This is a genomic window from Pseudomonas sp. B14(2017), assembly GCF_002113255.1.
Lineage (GTDB): Bacteria > Pseudomonadota > Gammaproteobacteria > Pseudomonadales > Pseudomonadaceae > Aquipseudomonas > Aquipseudomonas putida_Z.
The window spans coordinates 55,813-74,042 of sequence record NZ_NEJY01000012.1; the positions used below are offsets into that span (position 1 = coordinate 55,813).

At 59.0% G+C, this 18,230-nt stretch carries 17 protein-coding genes and 1 tRNA gene; 7 read left to right on the forward strand and 11 right to left on the reverse strand.

From position 1 onward, the window contains the following. Nucleotide 1: 1 nt before the first annotated feature. From CAG34_RS13985 to CAG34_RS13995, 3 genes are all read right to left on the reverse strand, one after another. Nucleotides 2-3,133, reverse strand: coding sequence for an efflux RND transporter permease subunit (locus tag CAG34_RS13985; RefSeq protein ID WP_085590656.1), 3,132 nt, complete (start codon nt 3,131-3,133; stop codon nt 2-4). Continuing rightward, on the reverse strand, nt 3,130-4,245 hold the full coding sequence (locus CAG34_RS13990; protein WP_085590658.1) for an efflux RND transporter periplasmic adaptor subunit: 1,116 nt from the start codon (nt 4,243-4,245) through the stop codon (nt 3,130-3,132). The genes CAG34_RS13985 and CAG34_RS13990 overlap by 4 nt, the downstream gene beginning before the upstream one ends. Nucleotides 4,246-4,319: 74 nt before the next feature. Further along, entirely contained in the window at nt 4,320-4,937 is a 618-nt protein-coding gene (locus CAG34_RS13995; protein ID WP_085590660.1) for a TetR/AcrR family transcriptional regulator, read from the reverse strand. 95 nt (nt 4,938-5,032) lie between these two features. On the opposite strand from CAG34_RS13995, the gene CAG34_RS14000 reads away from it, so the two are divergent. Both CAG34_RS14000 and CAG34_RS14005 read left to right on the forward strand, forming a co-directional pair. After that, nucleotides 5,033-6,490: an efflux transporter outer membrane subunit gene (locus CAG34_RS14000; RefSeq protein ID WP_085590662.1), complete on the forward strand. Its 1,458-nt coding sequence runs from the start codon at nt 5,033-5,035 to the stop codon at nt 6,488-6,490. A gap of 125 nt (nt 6,491-6,615) precedes the next feature. Next, the gene (locus CAG34_RS14005) at nt 6,616-7,188 is read left to right on the forward strand and encodes a TetR/AcrR family transcriptional regulator (RefSeq protein WP_085590664.1); all 573 of its coding nucleotides are present in this window, start codon (nt 6,616-6,618) and stop codon (nt 7,186-7,188) included. Between the two features lie 376 nt (nt 7,189-7,564). Here the strand turns inward: CAG34_RS14005 and CAG34_RS14010 are convergent, their stop codons facing one another. Further along, entirely contained in the window at nt 7,565-7,993 is a 429-nt protein-coding gene (locus tag CAG34_RS14010; protein ID WP_085590666.1) for a LexA family transcriptional regulator, read from the reverse strand. Nucleotides 7,994-8,330: 337 nt separating this feature from the next. Between CAG34_RS14010 and CAG34_RS14015 the strand changes: the two genes are divergently transcribed. Further along, nucleotides 8,331-9,551 carry an AAA family ATPase gene (locus tag CAG34_RS14015; protein WP_085590668.1) on the forward strand — a complete coding sequence of 407 codons (1,221 nt, stop codon included), beginning with the start codon at nt 8,331-8,333 and terminating at the stop codon, nt 9,549-9,551. After that, nucleotides 9,538-10,206, forward strand: coding sequence for an HNH endonuclease (locus CAG34_RS28110; RefSeq protein ID WP_143493930.1), 669 nt, complete (start codon nt 9,538-9,540; stop codon nt 10,204-10,206). Before CAG34_RS14015 ends, CAG34_RS28110 begins: the two co-directional genes overlap by 14 nt. Before the next feature lie 8 nt (nt 10,207-10,214). Here CAG34_RS28110 and CAG34_RS29210 read toward each other — a convergent pair whose 3' ends face one another. After that, nucleotides 10,215-11,276 (reverse strand): DNA adenine methylase, encoded by a 1,062-nt coding sequence (locus tag CAG34_RS29210; RefSeq protein WP_085590672.1) that lies wholly within the window; start codon nt 11,274-11,276, stop codon nt 10,215-10,217. Between the two features lie 48 nt (nt 11,277-11,324). Between CAG34_RS29210 and CAG34_RS14030 the strand changes: the two genes are divergently transcribed. Next, nucleotides 11,325-12,011 (forward strand): tyrosine-type recombinase/integrase, encoded by a 687-nt coding sequence (locus tag CAG34_RS14030; protein WP_256573555.1) that lies wholly within the window; start codon nt 11,325-11,327, stop codon nt 12,009-12,011. Here CAG34_RS14030 and CAG34_RS14035 read toward each other — a convergent pair. The 6 genes from CAG34_RS14035 to dapA form a co-directional block, all read right to left on the reverse strand. Further along, on the reverse strand, nt 12,008-12,871 hold the full coding sequence (locus tag CAG34_RS14035) for a hypothetical protein (protein ID WP_143493928.1): 864 nt from the start codon (nt 12,869-12,871) through the stop codon (nt 12,008-12,010). The genes CAG34_RS14030 and CAG34_RS14035 overlap by 4 nt on opposite strands. Nucleotides 12,872-13,207: 336 nt before the next feature. Next, nucleotides 13,208-13,297: transfer RNA gene (locus CAG34_RS14040), tRNA-Ser, on the reverse strand. A 91-nt stretch (nt 13,298-13,388) separates the two neighbouring features. Beyond that, nucleotides 13,389-14,099: a phosphoribosylaminoimidazolesuccinocarboxamide synthase gene (gene purC, locus CAG34_RS14045; RefSeq protein WP_004375217.1), complete on the reverse strand. Its 711-nt coding sequence runs from the start codon at nt 14,097-14,099 to the stop codon at nt 13,389-13,391. Between the two features lie 30 nt (nt 14,100-14,129). Further along, nucleotides 14,130-14,888, reverse strand: a complete 759-nt coding sequence (locus tag CAG34_RS14050) for an MBL fold metallo-hydrolase (RefSeq protein ID WP_012273748.1) — start codon at nt 14,886-14,888, stop codon at nt 14,130-14,132. Further along, nucleotides 14,889-16,010: an outer membrane protein assembly factor BamC gene (gene bamC / locus CAG34_RS14055; RefSeq protein WP_004375223.1), complete on the reverse strand. Its 1,122-nt coding sequence runs from the start codon at nt 16,008-16,010 to the stop codon at nt 14,889-14,891. Between the two features lie 15 nt (nt 16,011-16,025). After that, on the reverse strand, nt 16,026-16,913 hold the full coding sequence (gene dapA, locus CAG34_RS14060) for a 4-hydroxy-tetrahydrodipicolinate synthase (RefSeq protein WP_025340253.1): 888 nt from the start codon (nt 16,911-16,913) through the stop codon (nt 16,026-16,028). Between the two features lie 259 nt (nt 16,914-17,172). Here dapA and CAG34_RS14065 point away from each other — a divergent pair, with 259 nt between their 5' ends. Both CAG34_RS14065 and CAG34_RS14070 read left to right on the forward strand, forming a co-directional pair. Continuing rightward, nucleotides 17,173-17,733: a glycine cleavage system protein R gene (locus CAG34_RS14065; RefSeq protein WP_013973793.1), complete on the forward strand. Its 561-nt coding sequence runs from the start codon at nt 17,173-17,175 to the stop codon at nt 17,731-17,733. A gap of 11 nt (nt 17,734-17,744) precedes the next feature. Then, a complete protein-coding gene (locus CAG34_RS14070) occupies nt 17,745-18,218 on the forward strand; it encodes a peroxiredoxin (protein ID WP_013973794.1) in 474 nt (157 codons plus the stop codon). Nucleotides 18,219-18,230: the final 12 nt, after the last annotated feature.

Below are 18,230 nucleotides of genomic sequence, written 5' to 3' on the forward strand. Positions count from 1 at the left end.
TTCAGGGAAGTTTAAGGTCTGCCATCTGCCGCACTGGGGGCACCCTGTCCACGCCGGCCAGGCTGCCATCGTTGCCGTTGCCGGGCCTGATCTTGAACCAGATCGAATACATGGCCGGCAGGAACACCAGGGTCAGCACGGTGCCGGCGAAGGTGCCGCCGATTAGGGTGTAGGCGAGCGTTCCCCAGAACACCGAGTGGGTCAGCGGGATGAAGGCCAAAATCGCCGCCAGTGCGGTGAGGATCACCGGCCGGGCGCGTTGTACGGTAGCCTCGACCACCGCGCGGAACGGGTCCAGGCCTGCCTGTTCGTTGTGGCGGATCTGCCCGATCAGGATCAGCGTGTTGCGCATCAGGATGCCCGACAGCGCGATCAGCCCGACCAGTGCGTTGATGCCAAATGGCTGCTGGAACAGAATCAGCGTGGGCACCACCCCGATCAGCCCCAATGGGCTGGTCAGAAACACCATGACCATCGCCGAGATCGAGCGCACCTGCAGAATGATGATGATCAGCGTGACGGCCAGCATGATCGGGAACAGCGGCAGCATCGCCTTGCTCGCTTTGCCCGACTCCTCGATGGAGCCCGCCTGCTCGATACGGTAGCCGCTCGGCAGCTGCTCGATCAGGGGCTGCAATTGTCGGCTAATGGCCGTCGACACATCCGGCGGCTGCAGACCCTCGGCGATATCGCCGCGTACGGTGATAGTCGGCATACGGTCGCGCCAGCGCATAATCGGCTCTTCCATACGCACCTCCACCTCGCCGACCTGCGACAGTGGGATACGCTGCCCGTTGGCACCTGCCAGGGTAAAGTCCATAACCTTGGTCGGATCGAAACGAATATCGCCAGCCGCACGTGCCATCACCTGAACTGTGCGGATGTCCTCGCGCACGGCGGTGATGGGTACACCGCTGAGCAAAAACTGCAGTTGCTGGGCCACGGCGCTGGAGGTCAGTCCCACGGCCTGCAGGCGATCCTGTTGCAGGCTGAAGTGCAGCGTCGGCACGCGCGTGCCCCAGTCGGTATTGACCGTGCGCATCATCGGGCTGGCGTCCATCACCTGCTGTACCGCCGCCGCGATTTCGCGCAGCTTGTCCGGGTTGGGGCCGGTGACCCGATAGGCAACGGGGAACGGCGAGTACGGGCCGAACACCAGCTGGGTAACGCGCACCCGCGCCTCGCTGGCCAGACCCTCGGCAATCGCCTGGCGCAGCCGATGCTTCAATGCTTCGCGCTCGTCCTGATTGTCGGTACGGATAACTATCTTGGCGAACGACGGATCCGGTAGCTCCGGCCCCATGGCCATGAAGAAGCGTGGCGCGCCCTGGCCGATGTAGGCCGTGACAATTTTGGCCTCTTCCTGCTGGGCCAGCCAGGCTTCGACCTTCTCCGTGGCGGCGCTGGTCTGGGCGATCGAGGTGCCGTAGGGCATCTGTACCTCGACCAGCACCTCGGGTCGGTCGGAGATCGGGAAAAACTGCTTCTTCACCAACCCCATGCCGAGTATCGCCGTGACGAAAAGGCCGATCACCGAACCGGCGACCAGCCACTTGCGTGCGATTACGCGGCCCAGCAGACGACGAAAACGGTTGTAGCGCGGGGTATCGTAGATGGCTTCATGCCCACCCTCGATCTTTTTGATCTCGGGCAGCAGCTTGACGCCGAAATAGGGCGTGAAGATCACCGCAACCAGCCACGAGGCGATCAGCGCGATGCCGACGATCCAGAACATGTTGCTGGTGTATTCGCCGGCCGTAGAGCGGGCAAAACCGTTGGGCATAAAGCCCACAGCGGTGACCAGGGTTCCAGACAGCATCGGCGCCGCCGTATGGCTCCAGGCGTAGGCGGAGGCCTGGATCCGGCTGTAGCCCTCTTCCATTTTTACCACCATCATCTCGATGGCGATGATGGCGTCATCCACCAATAGGCCCAGGGCCAGGATCAGCGAGCCCAGAGTGATGCGGTCGAAGTTCTTGCCGGTCGCCGCCATCACCACGAAGACCATCGCCAGCGTCAGCGGCACGGCCACCGCGACCACCACGCCCACCCGCCAGCCCATGCTGATAAAGCTCACCAGCATGACCACTAGCAGCGCGACGAAGAACTTGATCATGAACTCGTCGACCGAAGCGCTGATATTGACGGCCTGGTCGGTGACCTTGCTCAGGCTCATGCCCAGCGGCAGCTCGGCGTTGATTGCACTCACTTCGTCGTTCAGGGCTTTGCCCAGGTCGAGACCGTTCCAGCCTTCGCGCATGACGATGCCCAGCAGCAAAGCCGGTTCACCACCGTTGCGAATCAGGAAGGTCGCCGGGTCCTCATAGCCGCGCCTGACCGTGGCGACGTCCGACAGCTTCAGGGTACGCCCCTGGGCCACCACCGGCGTGTCGCGAACCTTCTGCAGCTCATCGAAGGCGCCGTCCAGGCGCAGGAACACCTGCGGCCCCTTGGTCTCCACGGAACCGGCCGGCGTCAGGGCATTCTGCGCATTGAGCGCGGCGAATACCTCCTGCGGACCGATCCCTAGCGTTGCCAGGCGCTCATGGGAGAACTCAACGAAAATGCGTTCGGCCTGCTCTCCGATGATGTTGACCTTCTTCACTCCCGGCACGTGCAGCAGCCGCTGACGCAGCGCCTCCGCGTCGCGCACCAGCAGGCGCTGTGGCTCGCCCTTGGCCTTGAGCGCTAACAGGGCGAAGGTGACGTCCGAGTATTCGTCGTTGACCAGCGGCCCGATCACGCCGGACGGCAACGTCTTCGCCTCGTCGCTGATCTTCTTGCGGGCTTGGTAGAACTCCTCCGGCACTTGCGAGGGAGGCGTGGTATCGAGCAGCGACAGGGTGGTGAAAGCCAGGCCGGGTCTCGTGTAGGTTTCGCTGCGGTCGTACCAGCGCAGCTCCTGCAGGCGCTTTTCGATTTTCTCGGCGACCTGATCCTGCATTTCCTGGGCCGTGGCACCGGGCCAGGCGGTGACTATGGTCATCACCTTGACCGTAAAGGCCGGATCCTCTGCCCGCCCCAGCTTGAAGAAGGCGAGTAGCCCCGCCAGCGAGATCAGACAGACCAGGAACAGGGTGATGGAGTGCTCGCGTACGGCAAGCGCCGAGAGGTTGAACCGACCGTCGCTCATGGGCGGCCTCCTTCGGCCACCGCAACAGCTGGCTGACCGTCGACCCGAACGTGCTGACCTTCACGCAGCAGGTGTGCCCCGAGCGCGACGATCTGCTCGCCTTGCTTGAGCTGGCCAGTGATGCGGGCATGCTCGTCGTCCAGGTGCAGCACAGTGACCGGCTGCCAGGCTACCTGAGCGGGCTCTCCCCGGATGACCCACACACCCGGCCCCTTGCCCGCGTCGTACAAGGCGCCGATCGGTACCTGCAGGTTGAATTGCTGATCGGCCTGCCCGTTCGCTACCTGCACGGTGATGGTGGTACCCAGGGGCGCTCTGGCGAGTTCGCCTTCCAGCACATAGCGCGCCTCGAAGGTGCGGGTCAGGCGGTCGGCGACATCCGAGAGTTGGCGCAGATGGGTCGCAACGCTGATGTTGTCTTTGCCGAAGAGTGTGGCCTGGGCGACAGAGCCGACCGCAGGGCGCAGGGTTTCCGGTAGCTGGATAACGGCTTCCCGAGGCCCGGCATGCGCCACTCGCACCACGGGCTGGCCGGCACTGACGACCTGACCGGGCTCGACCAGCGTCTCCATGACAATGCCATCGGCATCGGCCAACAGCTCGGCGTAGCGTGTCGCATTACCGGCGACTTCCGCCTGGGCCTCGGCCGCGCTGAGCTGGGCCCGCGCCGCATCCGCCGCAGCCTTGTACTGGTCGTAGGCCGACGCCGATACCGCGCCGGTGCCGCGCAACGCGCGATAGCGGGCTTCATCGTCGATAGCCTGCTGCGCCCGCGCTCGCACCGCGGCGACCGCTTCGCGCTGCGCATGGGCGGCAAGCTTCAAGTCGACGGGGTCGAGGCGCAGCAGAACCTGGCCGCGCTTGACCGATTGTCCGGTATCCACCAGCCGCTCCAGCACCTTGCCGGCTACGCGAAAGCCCAGATCGCTTTGGACCCTGGCTGCGACGATGCCGGTGAATGAGCGCGGCGCGGGTGCCGCCGATTGAGCGAGGGCGACTCGCACCAAGGGCGCATCGGTACGTGGATCGGACGGCGCTTGTTCGCCGCAGGCGACTAGCGCAAGGGGCAATGCGCAGATGACGAGGGATGAGGTGAAGCGGCGCAAAAGCATGAGAGTCCCATTGGCGAGTGGGTTGGGACTCTCACTTTGAATCTAGTGACCAATTTAGTCAATAGTCACAACTGTCAGGGCGACAGGCTACGCAGTATCAAGCTGGACAGCAGTTGTGGAGCCCCGTCGGTGTAGTCGAGGCCGTGCTGCAGGAGCAATGGATTGAGATAGGGGCGCATGACCAGATGGATCGCCATCGCGGCTTCATCGAGAGGGGTCTTGCGCTCGAAATCTCCGCTTTGCCGTCCCTCCTGCAGGATGTCTTGGATCAGCTGCTGGATGCGCCCCTCATAGGCGCGTGCCGACGACCAGCGCTCGGTCGCCGCAGAAGCGGCGATTTCGTAGAGCTTACGGTCCTGGAAGAACAGCCGCAGGCTCGACTCGACCAGCGCCTTGAACATGCGCCGCAGCTTCTCCGGCGGGCGCTCGGCCTCATCGACGGCGGCCCTGACTTCGGCTTCGATCTGGCCCAGACAGTTCGAACAGATTGCCTCGCCGATGGCCTGCTTGGACTCGAAAAACTTGTAGATATAGGCTTTGGAAAAACCGATAGCCTTGGCCAGATCGGAGACCGTCGTCTTCTCGTAGCCATAGAGGCTAAAGTGTTCGGTAGCCGCGACCACGATCTGGTTGCGTACCTCGTGATCGACCGGACCACGGGATGCCGTTTTAGGGGAAGGTGTCTTGTTCATGGGCATAGCCTACAGGCCGATTCGGTGATAGACAATAAGTGACCAAACTGTAATATGGTCACATATCTTCTCCGTCGCCTGTCCGGGAACAAACCATGCCACCCAAACGCCCGCTTGCCCTGCTCGTCCTCGCCAGCCTCTCGGCCGGCTGCACCGTCGGCCCCGACTACGCTCAAACGGACACGCCGCTGCCGCAGCAGTACCAGGGCCAGGCGGCAGTCGATCGACGGCAGGCCAGCACCAGTGCCGACCTTGCTGCCTGGTGGGCGGGGTTCGGCGACCCGCAACTGACCCACTTTGTGACCCTGGCGCTTGAGCAGAACCTCGATCTCACCCAAGCCACTGCCCGCGTGTCTCAGGCTCGTGCAGGATTAGAGGCCGCAAAAGCAGCATTAGTGCCATCCGGCTCTGTCGGCAGCCAAGCAGCCAGAGCCTACCAGTCGGTGGAGACCCCGTTGGGCCAGGTACTGAACTCGACACCTGACTTTGACCGCTACGGCAACACCTATGAAGCTAATCTAGGCGCCAGTTGGGAGCTGGATGTGTTCGGTGGACTGCGCCGTGAGCGCGAAGCGGCACTGGCCGATTACCAGGCTTCGAAGGCAGGCGCTGCCGCCACACGACTAGCAGTGGCGGCGCAGACTGCCGATATCTACATCATCATCCGCGGGCTACAAGCTCGCATCGCCGTTGCACGTCGGCAGGTACAGACGCAAGAAGAGCTGCTGGCGACCGTACACCTGCTGCATGACCAGGGGCTGGCAGCCGAGTTGCAGGTGCATCAGGTCGAGGGCGCGCTTGCCCAGGTGCGGGCATCCGTCCCCGTGCTGGAAACGGGCCTGGACACGGCGATGAACACATTGGATGTGATACTGGGCTCAACGCCAGGCACGCACCGCGCAGAACTTGCCAAGGTGAAAGCCATTCCGCTCGCCCCGCAGATTGCAGCAGTGGGATCGCCGGGCGAACTGCTCAGACGCCGGCCCGACCTGATTGCGGCCGAACGCCGCCTGGTCGCTGCGAACGCACGGATTGGCGCCGCCATCGCCGAGTATTACCCCAAGCTCTCCCTGAGCGGGCTGATCGGCAGCGCGACCTCGATGTCGTCCGGCAACCTGTTCGGCAGCGGCGCCAGCCAGGCCTCCGGTGTGCTAGGCCTGCGTTGGCGGCTGTTCGACTTCGGCCGCATCGACGCGCAGATCGACCTGGCCAAGGGCCGGGAAGCCGAGAGCCTGGCGGCGTACCGACTGGCCGCCCTGCGTGCCACCGAAGACGTGGAAAATGCCTTCTCAGCCCTGGTCAAGCGTGAAGAGCAGGCGGGCCTGCTTGAGCAAGGTGTGGATTCGCTCGCCCGTGCACGACAGGCGTCCTTTGCCTCCTACCAGCAAGGCGTCGTCAGCCTGATCGAAGTTCTACAAGCGGATGAGAGCTTGCTGCGCGCCTCCGATACGAGAGCCCAGGCGCAAACCGAATCGGCCCGTGCCGCCGTCGCGGCGTTCAAGGCACTGGGTGGGGGTTGGTCTCCTCATCCTACCGAGGTGGCATCTAGATAAAAACAAACGAGTTGCGGCCGCCCTGGCTTTGTTGGCTCAACAGCTGCAGTGCAAACCGCCCGGGCGCCCCCTTTAACAGGCGAGCCAATTTTCTCAGGAAGGCCATACCAAGAGGAAATAAGCATATGAGGCTGTCCACCCGCACCAAGGCTGAAGCTACGCGAGAAAGGATTGTCGAAACGGCATCAAGCCTGTTCCGCAAGCATGGCTACTCAGGTGTGAGCGTAGGCGACGTTATGGCTGCCGTGGGGCTGACTGTAGGAGGCTTTTACAAGCACTTTTCGTCGAAGGAGGCTTTGGCCGCGGAGGCCTGCGCCCGATCCTTTCTCAAGGCACAGAAAACCTGGAGCACGGTCCTGGCAGGTAGCTCGCCAGATTCGGCTCCAGCGCTGCGAAATCTGGCGCAGTGGTACCTCGCAGAAACCGCCAAGGAAACGACCTGTCCGATTGTTGGCCTCAATCATGATGCAGCCACTATCCATAACAATTTAATAGTCGAGGCTTATAAACAGGGTGCCAGGCTGCTGCTTGATACCTTACTGGAGGCTTCGGCCGGCGAGACCTCGCTCGACCGTTCGCGAGATCAGGTGTTGCTCCTGTTTACCGCACTCATAGGCGCAAAATTGCTTGGCAGGGCTGCTGGAAACGAGCCTTGGGTCGAGGAAATCCAGCGTGTAGTGCTTAGCCAACTGAAGTAAATCCATCGTCCTCATTGCGGATTCCACGCTGACTCGGACACCGATTCCACGGCCCTCCGCAGAAGCGAGCCATTGCACTCGCTCACCCCCCAAGCTAGCCCATGCCCCTCAAAATGGGCATGAATGGTTTCTATGCCGCTTTCGGGGTCTTGCGTTACGTTGATCCTGCCTGTGAGTAGCCATCGTCGCCTTAAGGAAGCAGCATTTCGTGTGGTGCCATGCAGATCCTTGCCATTGGCTGGATTCAGTAGAATGCGGAGCTCGAAAAATCTATAAATAGTTACAAACAGTAAGACATTGAATTACAGGAATAAAATCAATACTAACGTTTAGTAAGGGTCCGGATGAGTTGCAGTCGATCAGCGCGAACACCTGCTCACTGGGCATGATCGCGCACGCTGTAGCGAACCACACCCCAGATGACGAGATCGTCGCCTTCCAAGATGTGCCGCGGTGGGTAGGCAGGATTCTCCGACTGAAGAACCACCACCCCGTTGCGCCGGTACAGCCGCTTGCCCACCGGCTCCGCGTTGATGGCAGCAATCACGATATCGCCGTGCACAGCTTCGTTACCGCGGTCGACGATCAGCAAATCACCGGAGTAGATCCCCACGCCCTGCATACTGTCGCCCTCCACCTGTACCAGATAGACATGGGGAGCTCTCAAGTCAAAGAGCTCGTCGAGGGAGATGTGTCGCTCCAGATGATCCGCAGCTGGCGACGGGAAGCCAGCCGGTACACGGAACGAGTACACCGGCAGCAACGAGGGGCCGCCCGTGGGCGTACCGAGGAAGGAGATGCTCATAGGGAAGGGTCCAAGGTCAACTGTATATGCGTACAGTTAACTGCGAGATCGTCCCTACGTCAATGTGCACCTACTCGATAACCGCTTCGCCTCAACGCAGCTGGAGCGCGGTTTGCACTTGAAAGCCATTAGCATGCAGGCATTATCATTTTCGTTTGAGGCGGAAGGCTTGGTATCTTCGCTGCCCGTCCCTCCTAGGAACCTCACTCGAATCCAATCGATTGGAATAGCTTCAGTGATCTGAAGGTCTCGTTGCGCCGATCATAGAAATCTAGCAGATTAAGCCGTACACCTATCGTTCCATTACGTTCATACAGCGAATTTGAAGCGAGTAAAAATGCCTCCCCACATCCAAAAAATTAGCGGACAAATCCCCGATTCTGGAATGCAGTTAAATATTCCGTTGAATGGAAAAAACCTAATTATTACAGGCTCCAACGGAGCAGGAAAAACCTGGTTCCTTACACAACTAAAACTCAAACTCCTAAACAAACTTACGATGATGGACCCATCACGATCAACATTACAAACAGAGCTAGACGCGCTCATAGAAAGAGGCGCCCCCGAAATTGGCGACCACTATGGGCACGCCAGAAGAGTAGAACTCCTACGCCAACAACTAAAAAACTACGACTCTGATATTTATCTTGAGGTAGAACCTAAGAAACCAATCATAGGTCATCTAGTCGTGATGTTCTTTGAGGCAGATCGAAAATCCTCTATAGGCGCTGCTTCTTCGGTATCGAGTGTTGAAGACTCCAAAGAACAGTGGCGAAGTGCTATAGAGCACAGCTTTGTTGGCGGCGAACTTGAAAGACACTTGGTAAACTTGAAAAGTCGAGCTGCCATCGTTGAAAAATATGAGAAAAATGCGAAATACGCTCAAAGCATCGACGAATGGTTCGTAGCACAAGAACAAAACCTCAAACTTCTAATGGAAGATGATTCCACGCAGTTAATATATGACTCTAGAAAGGATCGGTTTACCATAACTAGAACAGGAAAGCGCGACACAAACTTTCAGAGCTTATCCTCAGGCTACTCATCCGTATTTAGCGTCTACGCGGAAATACTCATGCGAACTGAGGTACTCGATATTTCTCCCGCCGAGTTCGAGGCAGTTGCGTTTATTGACGAAATCGAAACTCACTTACATGTTTCACTACAGCGCCTTATTTTACCCTTCCTCAAGAAAGCATTTCCCAAAGTACAATTCATTGTAACAACCCACTCACCATTCATAATCACCTCTACAACCGATGCTATCGTGTACGACATAAGCACAAACGTTGTAGTTGATGCCGACCTTTCTCTTTATACGTACTCCGCGATAATGAAAGGCATCATGCATACCAAGCCAACATCAGTAGTCCTAGAGGATATTGTTAAAAACATATCAGAGATAATAAACTCTGAAAAACTGGACGCACTGATACTTCGAACAGAGCTAAATAAACTGTTGGGGTTTTATGAATTCTTAGACGACCGCGCAAAGACCTTCTTCCAATTAGGCCAAAAAGCACTTGCCGACAGCGAGGACAGCAATGTTCAAGGTTGAGCGCCCACACGAGGCACCGGAATGCAATGAGCGAACCGGATACAATACGCCTGAGATCGTTAAAGCTCTTGAGAAAATGTTCTTAGGGAAATGCTATTTGTGTGAGCAGGACGCTTTGAGTGACCCCGAAATAGAACATTTTCAACCACATGAAGGCAATAAAAAATTAAAGTTTGACTGGACGAACCTCTATTATTCATGTAGCAGATGCAACAGCCTTAAAGGCTCAACCCATACGAATCTTTTAGACTGCTGCGATCCGAATACCGATGTATTTTCGCCTATAAAATTAATCCTACCCTCTCGTTACGATGATGATATACAGGTAATCCTCACTGAAGATCAGCCCAGTGAACAAGCGGCAAACACAGCCAAGTTACTTGACAAATGCTATAACGAAGACACCACTGGGCTGCGCGGAATTACCAGAGCGGTGCTAGTTGAGAAGATGCACAGCGATTGGCACCTACTTGTTGGCTACAGAAACATCGTTACTTCCGTCCGGTTCTCTGATGAAGAAAAAATCGTGGCGATGGGGCGTATCAAGACGATGCTGCAAAGCAAATACCCATTTTCAGTTTTTTGGAAGTGGTGGGTGCTCGGCGATAGCAAACTGCTCGAGGCCATGCCTGAACTCAAAGTGCTAGCCAAATGACTAGCCAACTAAAAAAGTTGATCAAGCAAGCCCGGATACCAATTCATGATCACTAATTCACCGGTGACTTCCGCCTTTCCCTGACGCTGGTTCGTATTGCTGTACCGGATATCGAGGCATTCGAAGTGGAAGCCATCAAAGACGCGCCGGATGTCAGGGTGGTCGTTTATGCTGACCATCACCCTCCCCTTGCAGCTCCGCATGAAATTGGCCATGCGTTCGTACTGCTCGAAGGGGAAGTCGAGCCCATAGCCGGCGGTCTGCCAGTAAGGCGGGTCCATGTAGAAGAACGTATGTGCTCGATCGTAGCGCTCGGCGCAGTCGAGCCAGGACAGGTTCTCGACGTAGGTGCCGGCAAGGCGCTGCCATGCGGTCGACAGATTCTCCTCAATGCGCAACAGGTTGATAGCCGACCCAGTGGTGGCGGTACCGAACGTTTGCCCAGTGACCTTGCCGCCGAAAGCATGCTGCTGCAGGTAGAAAAACCGGGCGGCGCGCTGGATGTCAGTCAGGGTCAGGCGCTCCTGCCCGGCCCAGCGGAACGCGGTCTTGCGCGTCAGCTCGTCAAACGCGGCCGTGTCCAGGTTGAAGTAATAGGGCTTAAGTTTCGGGTCTTGCGGCTGGATGATCAGCAGGTGCGGGAACGGCTTCACCGCCTCAGCTGCCGGCGTCATGTCGGCGCCAAGCGCACTGCTCGGAAAGATATTGCCCAGGCTTGGGCTGAGCTTCCCAGCCATGCGATTGATCGCCGCCCCTGCCTTGGCCGCCTGTTCCTTAAGCGTACCCAGGCGCTGCTGCACCTGAGAGGCCGCCGAAACGGCCTGGTTGTACTTTGCCGCCACCTGCCCCGCTGCGGACTGGGCGGTGTTGATCTGCCGCATAGTGCGCTGCAGCTTTTCGCCCACCATCGGGCCAACGATCGGCAGGCTTTCCAGCTCCGAGGCGGCGCCCGTCATGTCACGGACGGCCCCATTCAGCGGACCCAGCATGCCGTCGAGGCTGGTACGGCCGGCCTGGCCGGCCGCCACCAGCGACGACAGCGTCGATCCCATCAGTTCCATGTAGGCCATGGCACCTCCTTAAGCGACATCCGCCGCATCAAACAAGCTAACCGAGGCTTGGGCGTTGAAACGGCTTTTGCCATCGAGCAGCGCCTGCAGGCCGGTACCCGGAGCGAGATCGAGCGGATAGCCGCCGCCGATCCGGAGCGAATGGCAGACAGCCGGATGATCGTCTTCAACTGTTGGGCCGGGCTGTCTCTGTCCGAATTGATTGCGACATCCATAGAGGACGTCGACCTGGTGGCCGGCACTCTGACGATCCGGCGCGCCCTGGTCGCCGGGGAGTTCAAGGTGCCGAAAGAACGCTCGCGCATTCGAACGGTGGAGCTGATCGCGCCGGCCCTGGAGCTGCTGACCATGATCGTGGCCGATGCCAAGGAAGCCGAACCCACGCACATCACCGTTGTGCAGCGAGACAACATCACCAAGAAGCATGAGCGGGTTCGCTTCCTGTTCCGCAGCTCCACCAGCGGCCTGCTGTGGAACGGCAAGACCGTCAGCAACTGGTTCACCGCCCACCTTGAGAAAGCCGGGGTTCGTCATCGAGGCGCCAACCAGGCACGACACACGTTTGCGAGCCAAGCACTGTCAAGCTACGTCCCAATTGAGTGGGTCGCCCGCCAACTAGGCCACAGCGACACCACCATGGTACGCAAGCACTACGGTCGTTGGATCTCAAAAGACACTAAAAGCATGGCAAATCTAGTTTCCGAAATGTTGGGCTTCCCATTTACTAAGGCCTAAGACGATAAATGTACTTCGGTAGCTTTGACCTCAATGATTAACTTCTTCAAAGACTCCAGATCATGAACAGGGGGAGGTAGTCGTTCAAGGCCACCCTCCTCCACTACGCCAAAATCGATTACCGGAAACCCCTTTGCCTTGAAAGGACCATCTAAAACTTTTCCAATCTCAATCATTGCATCATGAAGATACTGAATCACAAAATCAAAATTAGTAAGTACATTCTCGGTAGTATTATATACCGAAATCAGCCTAGCCGGCTCAATTACGGAGACAATCGCAGGAAAATCAACTACCAGATCGTGCCCCAAACGAGAAGAATTCAAAATATCCCTATAGCTTAAATACGTACCATTCCGACCCTTTATATTCTCGAACAAGGCCTGATAATTATGATTAGCATTAAGAACCATATCTACTGCGGTCTTTGCCTTTTCAGCTAGTAAATAATCTATAATCTCCAACCCGATTACCCCCGCTACTCTTGGTGTATCCGGAAGCGTTTGGATAGCCAGAAACCTAAACTCGTGAGCTTTAAATCTTTCGATTGAGTTCTTCTTAATTGCTACTAGATACTGAATTCTTCTCAGATAGTCCAGCTTAGTCATAGAAAGGGCACGATACCCCTCCCGGGCTTCTTTATTTCTTTCATTATGCCCCTGAAACCAAAATGCTGCATATGCACCTGCAATTGCCCCACCGAAGCCTGACGAGACTGGACCAACAACATCTTTTAGAAAAGCGATCGAATTGGTATCAAGCAGCAGCGCGATATCAGGCGAAAAAGAGATCAAGAATAGTGAAAACTGAAGAGCCAGAAACAACCCTAAACCAACACCAATAAATACATGCTTAAACATCTACGACCTCTAGCCCCAATTTATCTAAATCTTTAATAAACCTCTCATTGCAACAATAAACTTACATCAATTACGTGCCCAACAGAACAGACGCTCTCAATAATCACTAAGCGGTCTATTACGAATTCCGCTTATGCCGTTCTTAGCTTAAATTGACTACCCAAACCCAGCTTTTCGGGTATACGCCCTAGTCGAGGTCAACCCCAACGGCCTAGATAGTCCTGAAACGGCCCGACAAGCGATAAATCTGCCCTAAATCTGCCCTAATCAAAAGCCCAGAAACGACGAAGCCCCCGAAAACTTCAACGTTTTCGGGGGCTTCGACTACTTCATGTATGGCGGAGAGATAGGGATTTGAACCCTAGGTACTGTTGCCAGTACAACGGATTTCGAATCCGTCCCGTTCGACCACTCCGGCATCTCTCCAATGCCGCGCATCATACCAGCGTTCTTTTAAAACGCAAACCTTTTTTTAAAAAAAATCGCGTGGTATCAGGCGCTTGCGTGAACGTGCCGCTTACAGCGGCACGCCCAGGCGCTTGGCAACTTCTTCGTAGGCTTCGATCACGTCGCCCAGGCCCTGGCGGAAGCGGTCCTTGTCCATCTTCTTGCGGGTCTCTTTGTCCCACAGGCGGCAGCCGTCCGGGCTGAACTCGTCGCCCAGCACGATCTGGCCGTGGAATACGCCGAACTCCAGCTTGAAGTCGACCAGCAGCAGGCCGGCGTCATCGAACAGCTTGCTAAGCACTTCGTTGACCTTCAGCGACAGCTTTTTCATTTCGGCCAGCTGCTCGGCGGTGCCCCAGCCGAACGCGACAACGTGGGATTCGTTGATGAAGGGGTCGCCCTTCTCGTCGTTCTTCAGGAACAGCTCGAAGGTGGACGGCTCCAGCTTGATGCCCTCCTCCACGCCCAGGCGCTTGACCAGGCTACCGGCGGCGTAGTTGCGCACCACGCACTCAACCGGGATCATGTCCAGCTTCTTCACCAGGCACTCGTTGTCACCCAGCAGCTTGTCGAACTGGGTCGGCACGCCGGCTTCTTCCAGTTTCTGCATGATGAAGGCGTTGAACTTGTTGTTCACCATGCCTTTGCGGTCGAGCTGTTCGATACGCTTGCCGTCGAACGCCGAAGTGTCGTTACGGAACAGCAGGATCAAGCGGTCGGCGTCGTCGGTCTTGTAAACCGATTTGGCCTTGCCGCGGTAGAGTTCGTCGCGTTTTTCCATGATTGGGCTCCGCTTGCTTGAGGTGTTGGGCTAGGCGATTTCGCGCCAGTCGAGCCCGTGTTCCTGATTCGCCACCTGGAGCCAGTCCGGGTCGCACCCAAGGGTGTCGACGAAGCACTGGCGAGCCAAGTGTGGCAGGTTGTTCTTGCTGCTGAGGTGGGCCAGCACCAGGTGTTGCAGGTTGCTCCAGCCCAACTCGTGCACCAGGCGCGCGGCCTGGTGATTGTTCAAATGCCCTTGCATGCCACCCACCCGCTGCTTCAGGAAGGCCGGGTAGTGACCGCGTGCCAGCAGGTCGCGGCAGTGGTTGGCCTCGATCAGCAGTGCATCCAGGCCCTGATAACGCTCCAGCAGCAGCGCGTCGTACGAGCCCAGGTCGGTCAGCATGCCGAAGCGCCGCTGGCCGTCGCTGACCACGTACTGCAGCGGCTCGTAGGCGTCGTGCTCGACCCGCGCCGCGGTCACTTCCAGGCTGCCGATACGCAGGCTTTCGCCACAAGCGAGAAAACCGGCCACCTCCACCGGCTTGCGCATGCCGCGCAAGGTCCCCTGGCTGAGGTAGACCGGTACATTGTAGCGCCGTGACAGCAAGCCGACCCCATGCACGTGGTCGGCATGTTCGTGGGTGACCAGTACCGCACTGAGCTGGGCCGCCGACACGCCGAGCAGCGCCAGGCGCCGCTCGGTCTCGCGCAGGGAGAACCCGCAATCGACCAGGATGAACGTGTCACCACTGGCGATCAGCGTGCCGTTTCCCTGGCTGCCGCTTCCGAGTACCGCGAAGCGCACTTAGCCCAGGTGGTCCTGAATGGCGCTCAGCACGCGGCGGGCGACATCGGCCGGGGCCACGGTGTTGATGTTCTTCTCGACCGTGACCTGCACGCTCTCACCCACCTTGCTCAGGCGAACCTGGTAGCGCTCGGCACGGGCTTCACGCTCTTCCTTGGTCGGCTCGCTGCCGAACATGCGGCCGAAGAAGCCAGGCTGGTTCTGCTTGTCTTCAGGCTTTTCAGACAGGTTGATGTAGTACAGGCCCAGGCTGCGGTTGATGTCCTCGACACGCCACTCGCCACCCTGCTCCAGGGCACGGCCCACGCTGGACCAGGCGCGGTCCAGGTCGGCGCCCAGGTACAGCACCGGGTTGCCGCTGCCGTCTTCGCTCAGGCTGACGCGGCTTGGCGCGTCGAAATCGCGCGCGGCCAGCAGCGATACCGAACCGCCCTTCTCGGCGCTGCGGTTCATGCTGGCAAGCATTTCGTCGACCAGCAGGGCATCGGCACCGGTGTTGCTGGAGGTGGACGGGAAATCGGGCTCGGCAGTGCTGCCGGCCGGGCGCTCGACGCTGACCACATACACCTCGGAGGTGTTGCGCTGCACGCCAGGCTCCATGCGCACACGCACGCGCACTTCGCTGTCAGCGCTGCTGGCAGTGCTGGCCAGGCGCTGGCCGAGCGAAGCCGACAGTTCGTCGAAACGCTGCCAGGTGGTGTTGAATTCACCGGTCTGCGGGCGCTCTTCGGCGATGCGGAAGCCGTTGTCTTCGAAGAACTGGCGAGCCACCGGCCATACCTCGGCCGGCGAATGCTGGGCCAGCACCCAACGGCTGCTGCCGCTGCGCTGCAGGCTGTAGTCGGTAACCTGGGCGGCGCCACCGGTCATCGGTTGCGGGCGCGGCACCTCGAACTCGCCGGTGGCGCTGTCGTCGGCGACGTTGCGCGGGATCGGCAGCAGCGGGTCAAGGCGCTTGACGTTGCTGGCGTCCGGCGGCAGCTGCATCGGCGCAGTCGGGCGCGCCTGCAGGTAATCGCTGCCGCGGTCGCGGAAATAGCCATCCTCGCCCCACAGCCAGCCACACCCACTGGTGCTGGAGATGATCAGGGCAAGGGCGGAAAGACCAGCCAGTCGCTTCATGCGGTGTACTTCCTCTTAAACCAGTACGCCGGACTGGCGCAAGGCAGTACGGACTTTTTCGTGACAGCCTTCGCTCAGCCAGGTCAGCGGCAGGCGAATGCCTTTGTGCATCAGGCCCATTTCGACGAGTGCCCATTTCACCGGGATCGGGTTGGACTCGCAGAACAGGTCTTTGTGCAGCGGCATGAGTTTTTCGTTGATTGCGCGGGCCTTCTCGGCATTGCCCTCAAGGGCGGCCTCGCACAGGTCGGCCATTTCGCGCGGGGCGACGTTGGCGGTGACGGAAATGTTGCCCTTGCCGCCCATCAGGATCAGCTCGACGGCGGTCGGATCGTCGCCGGACATGACGATGAAGTCTTTGTCGACGCCATCGAGGATGGCCTTGGCGCGTACCAGGTCGCCGGTGGCTTCCTTGATACCGATGATGTTCTTGACCTTCGACAGGCGGATCACGGTATCGGCCTGCATGTCGCAGGAGGTGCGGCCGGGTACGTTGTAGAGGATCTGCGGGATGTCGACGGCTTCGGCGATGTGCTTGAAGTGCTGGTACAGGCCTTCTTGCGTCGGCTTGTTGTAGTACGGCACTACCAGCAGGCAGGCGTCGGCGCCGGCGCTCTTGGCGTTCTGGGTCAGGTGCACGGCTTCGGCAGTGGAGTTGGCACCGGTACCGGCGATGACCGGGATGCGGCGGGTGCTGCGCTTGACGCGCTCGACCACGTGCTTGATGACCAGGATGTGTTCTTCGACATCCAGCGTGGCGGACTCACCGGTGGTGCCGACAGCGACGATCGCATGGGTGCCGTTTTCCAGGTGGAAGTCTACAAGTTTGTCGAGGCTTTCCCAGTCGAGACGCCCTTGTGCATCCATGGGAGTGACCAATGCCACCATACTGCCCGCAATCATGTAACTGCTCCTGCCGGAAAAAGAGAGCGGTAATGGTACTGGGGGCATCGGCCTTGCACAAGCGAAGCAGGCGGGCGGAGCATTCCCCTCGGCGCCTTATTTCGCTACCCTTGATGCTTTGATCGGTGCAGCGCGGCCCGCCGGGCCGTCGACCTTGCTCCCCGCCAGCGTCCACGACCTCGCATGCGAGCCCCGGGCCCTGCCGACAGGAGGCTTTCGCCCGTCCTGTGCCGACCGCTCATCGCTTTAGGAATGCTGCATGTCCACCCCCACCGTCCGCGAACAATTCCTTGTCATCAGTGCCCTGGGCCCCAACCCCATGGAGCTGGCCAACGTCCTCAGCCGCGCTGCCTTCGAAAACCGCTGCGCGGTGGTCACCTCGCGCCTGAGCCGCCACGGCGAGACCAGCGCCCTGGTACTGCAGGTAGGTGGCAGCTGGGACGCCCTGGCGCGCCTCGAAGCCATGCTGCCGGGCCTGGGCAAGAAGCACGGCCTGACCCTGGACGTGGTGCGCAGCGCCGACCAGGAAGTGCGCCCGCAGGCCCTGCCCTACGTGGCCTACGTCAGCGCCGCCTACCGGCCGGACATCATCAACGAGCTGTGCCAGTTCTTCCTCGACCACCGCGTCGAGCTGGAAGCCATGACCTGCGATACCTACCTGGCACCGCAGACCGGCAGCAGCATGCTCAATGCCCAGTTCACCGTGATTCTGCCGGCCGGCACCCAGATCAGCTGGCTGCGTGACCAGTTCCTGGACTTTGCCGATGCCCTGAACCTCGATGCGCTGATCGAGCCATGGCGTCCACAGAACCCAATGTAAGGAAACCGACCATGGCCGTAGCACTCGACCAACCCGTTGCCGACTTCCAGGCCCAGGCCACCAGCGGGCAGACCGTCAGCCTGGCCGAGCTCAAGGGCCGGCAAGTGGTGGTGTACTTCTACCCGAAGGACAGCACCCCGGGCTGCACCACCGAAGGCCAGGGTTTCCGTGACCAGCACGATGCCTTTGCCGCAGCCAACACCGTGGTGTTCGGCGTGTCGCGCGATGGCATCAAGTCGCACGAGAACTTCAAGGCCAAGCAAGGCTTCCCGTTCGAGCTGATCAGCGACAAGGACGAAGCTCTGTGCCAGCTGTTCGATGTGATCAAGCTGAAGAAGCTGTATGGCAAGGAATACATGGGCGTTGACCGCAGCACCTTCCTGATCGACAAGGACGGTGTGCTGCGCCAGGAATGGCGCGGGGTGAAGGTGCCCGGGCATGTGGATGCAGTACTGGCTGCTGCCCAGGCCCTGAACAAGGCGTGAGATCGTTGGGGG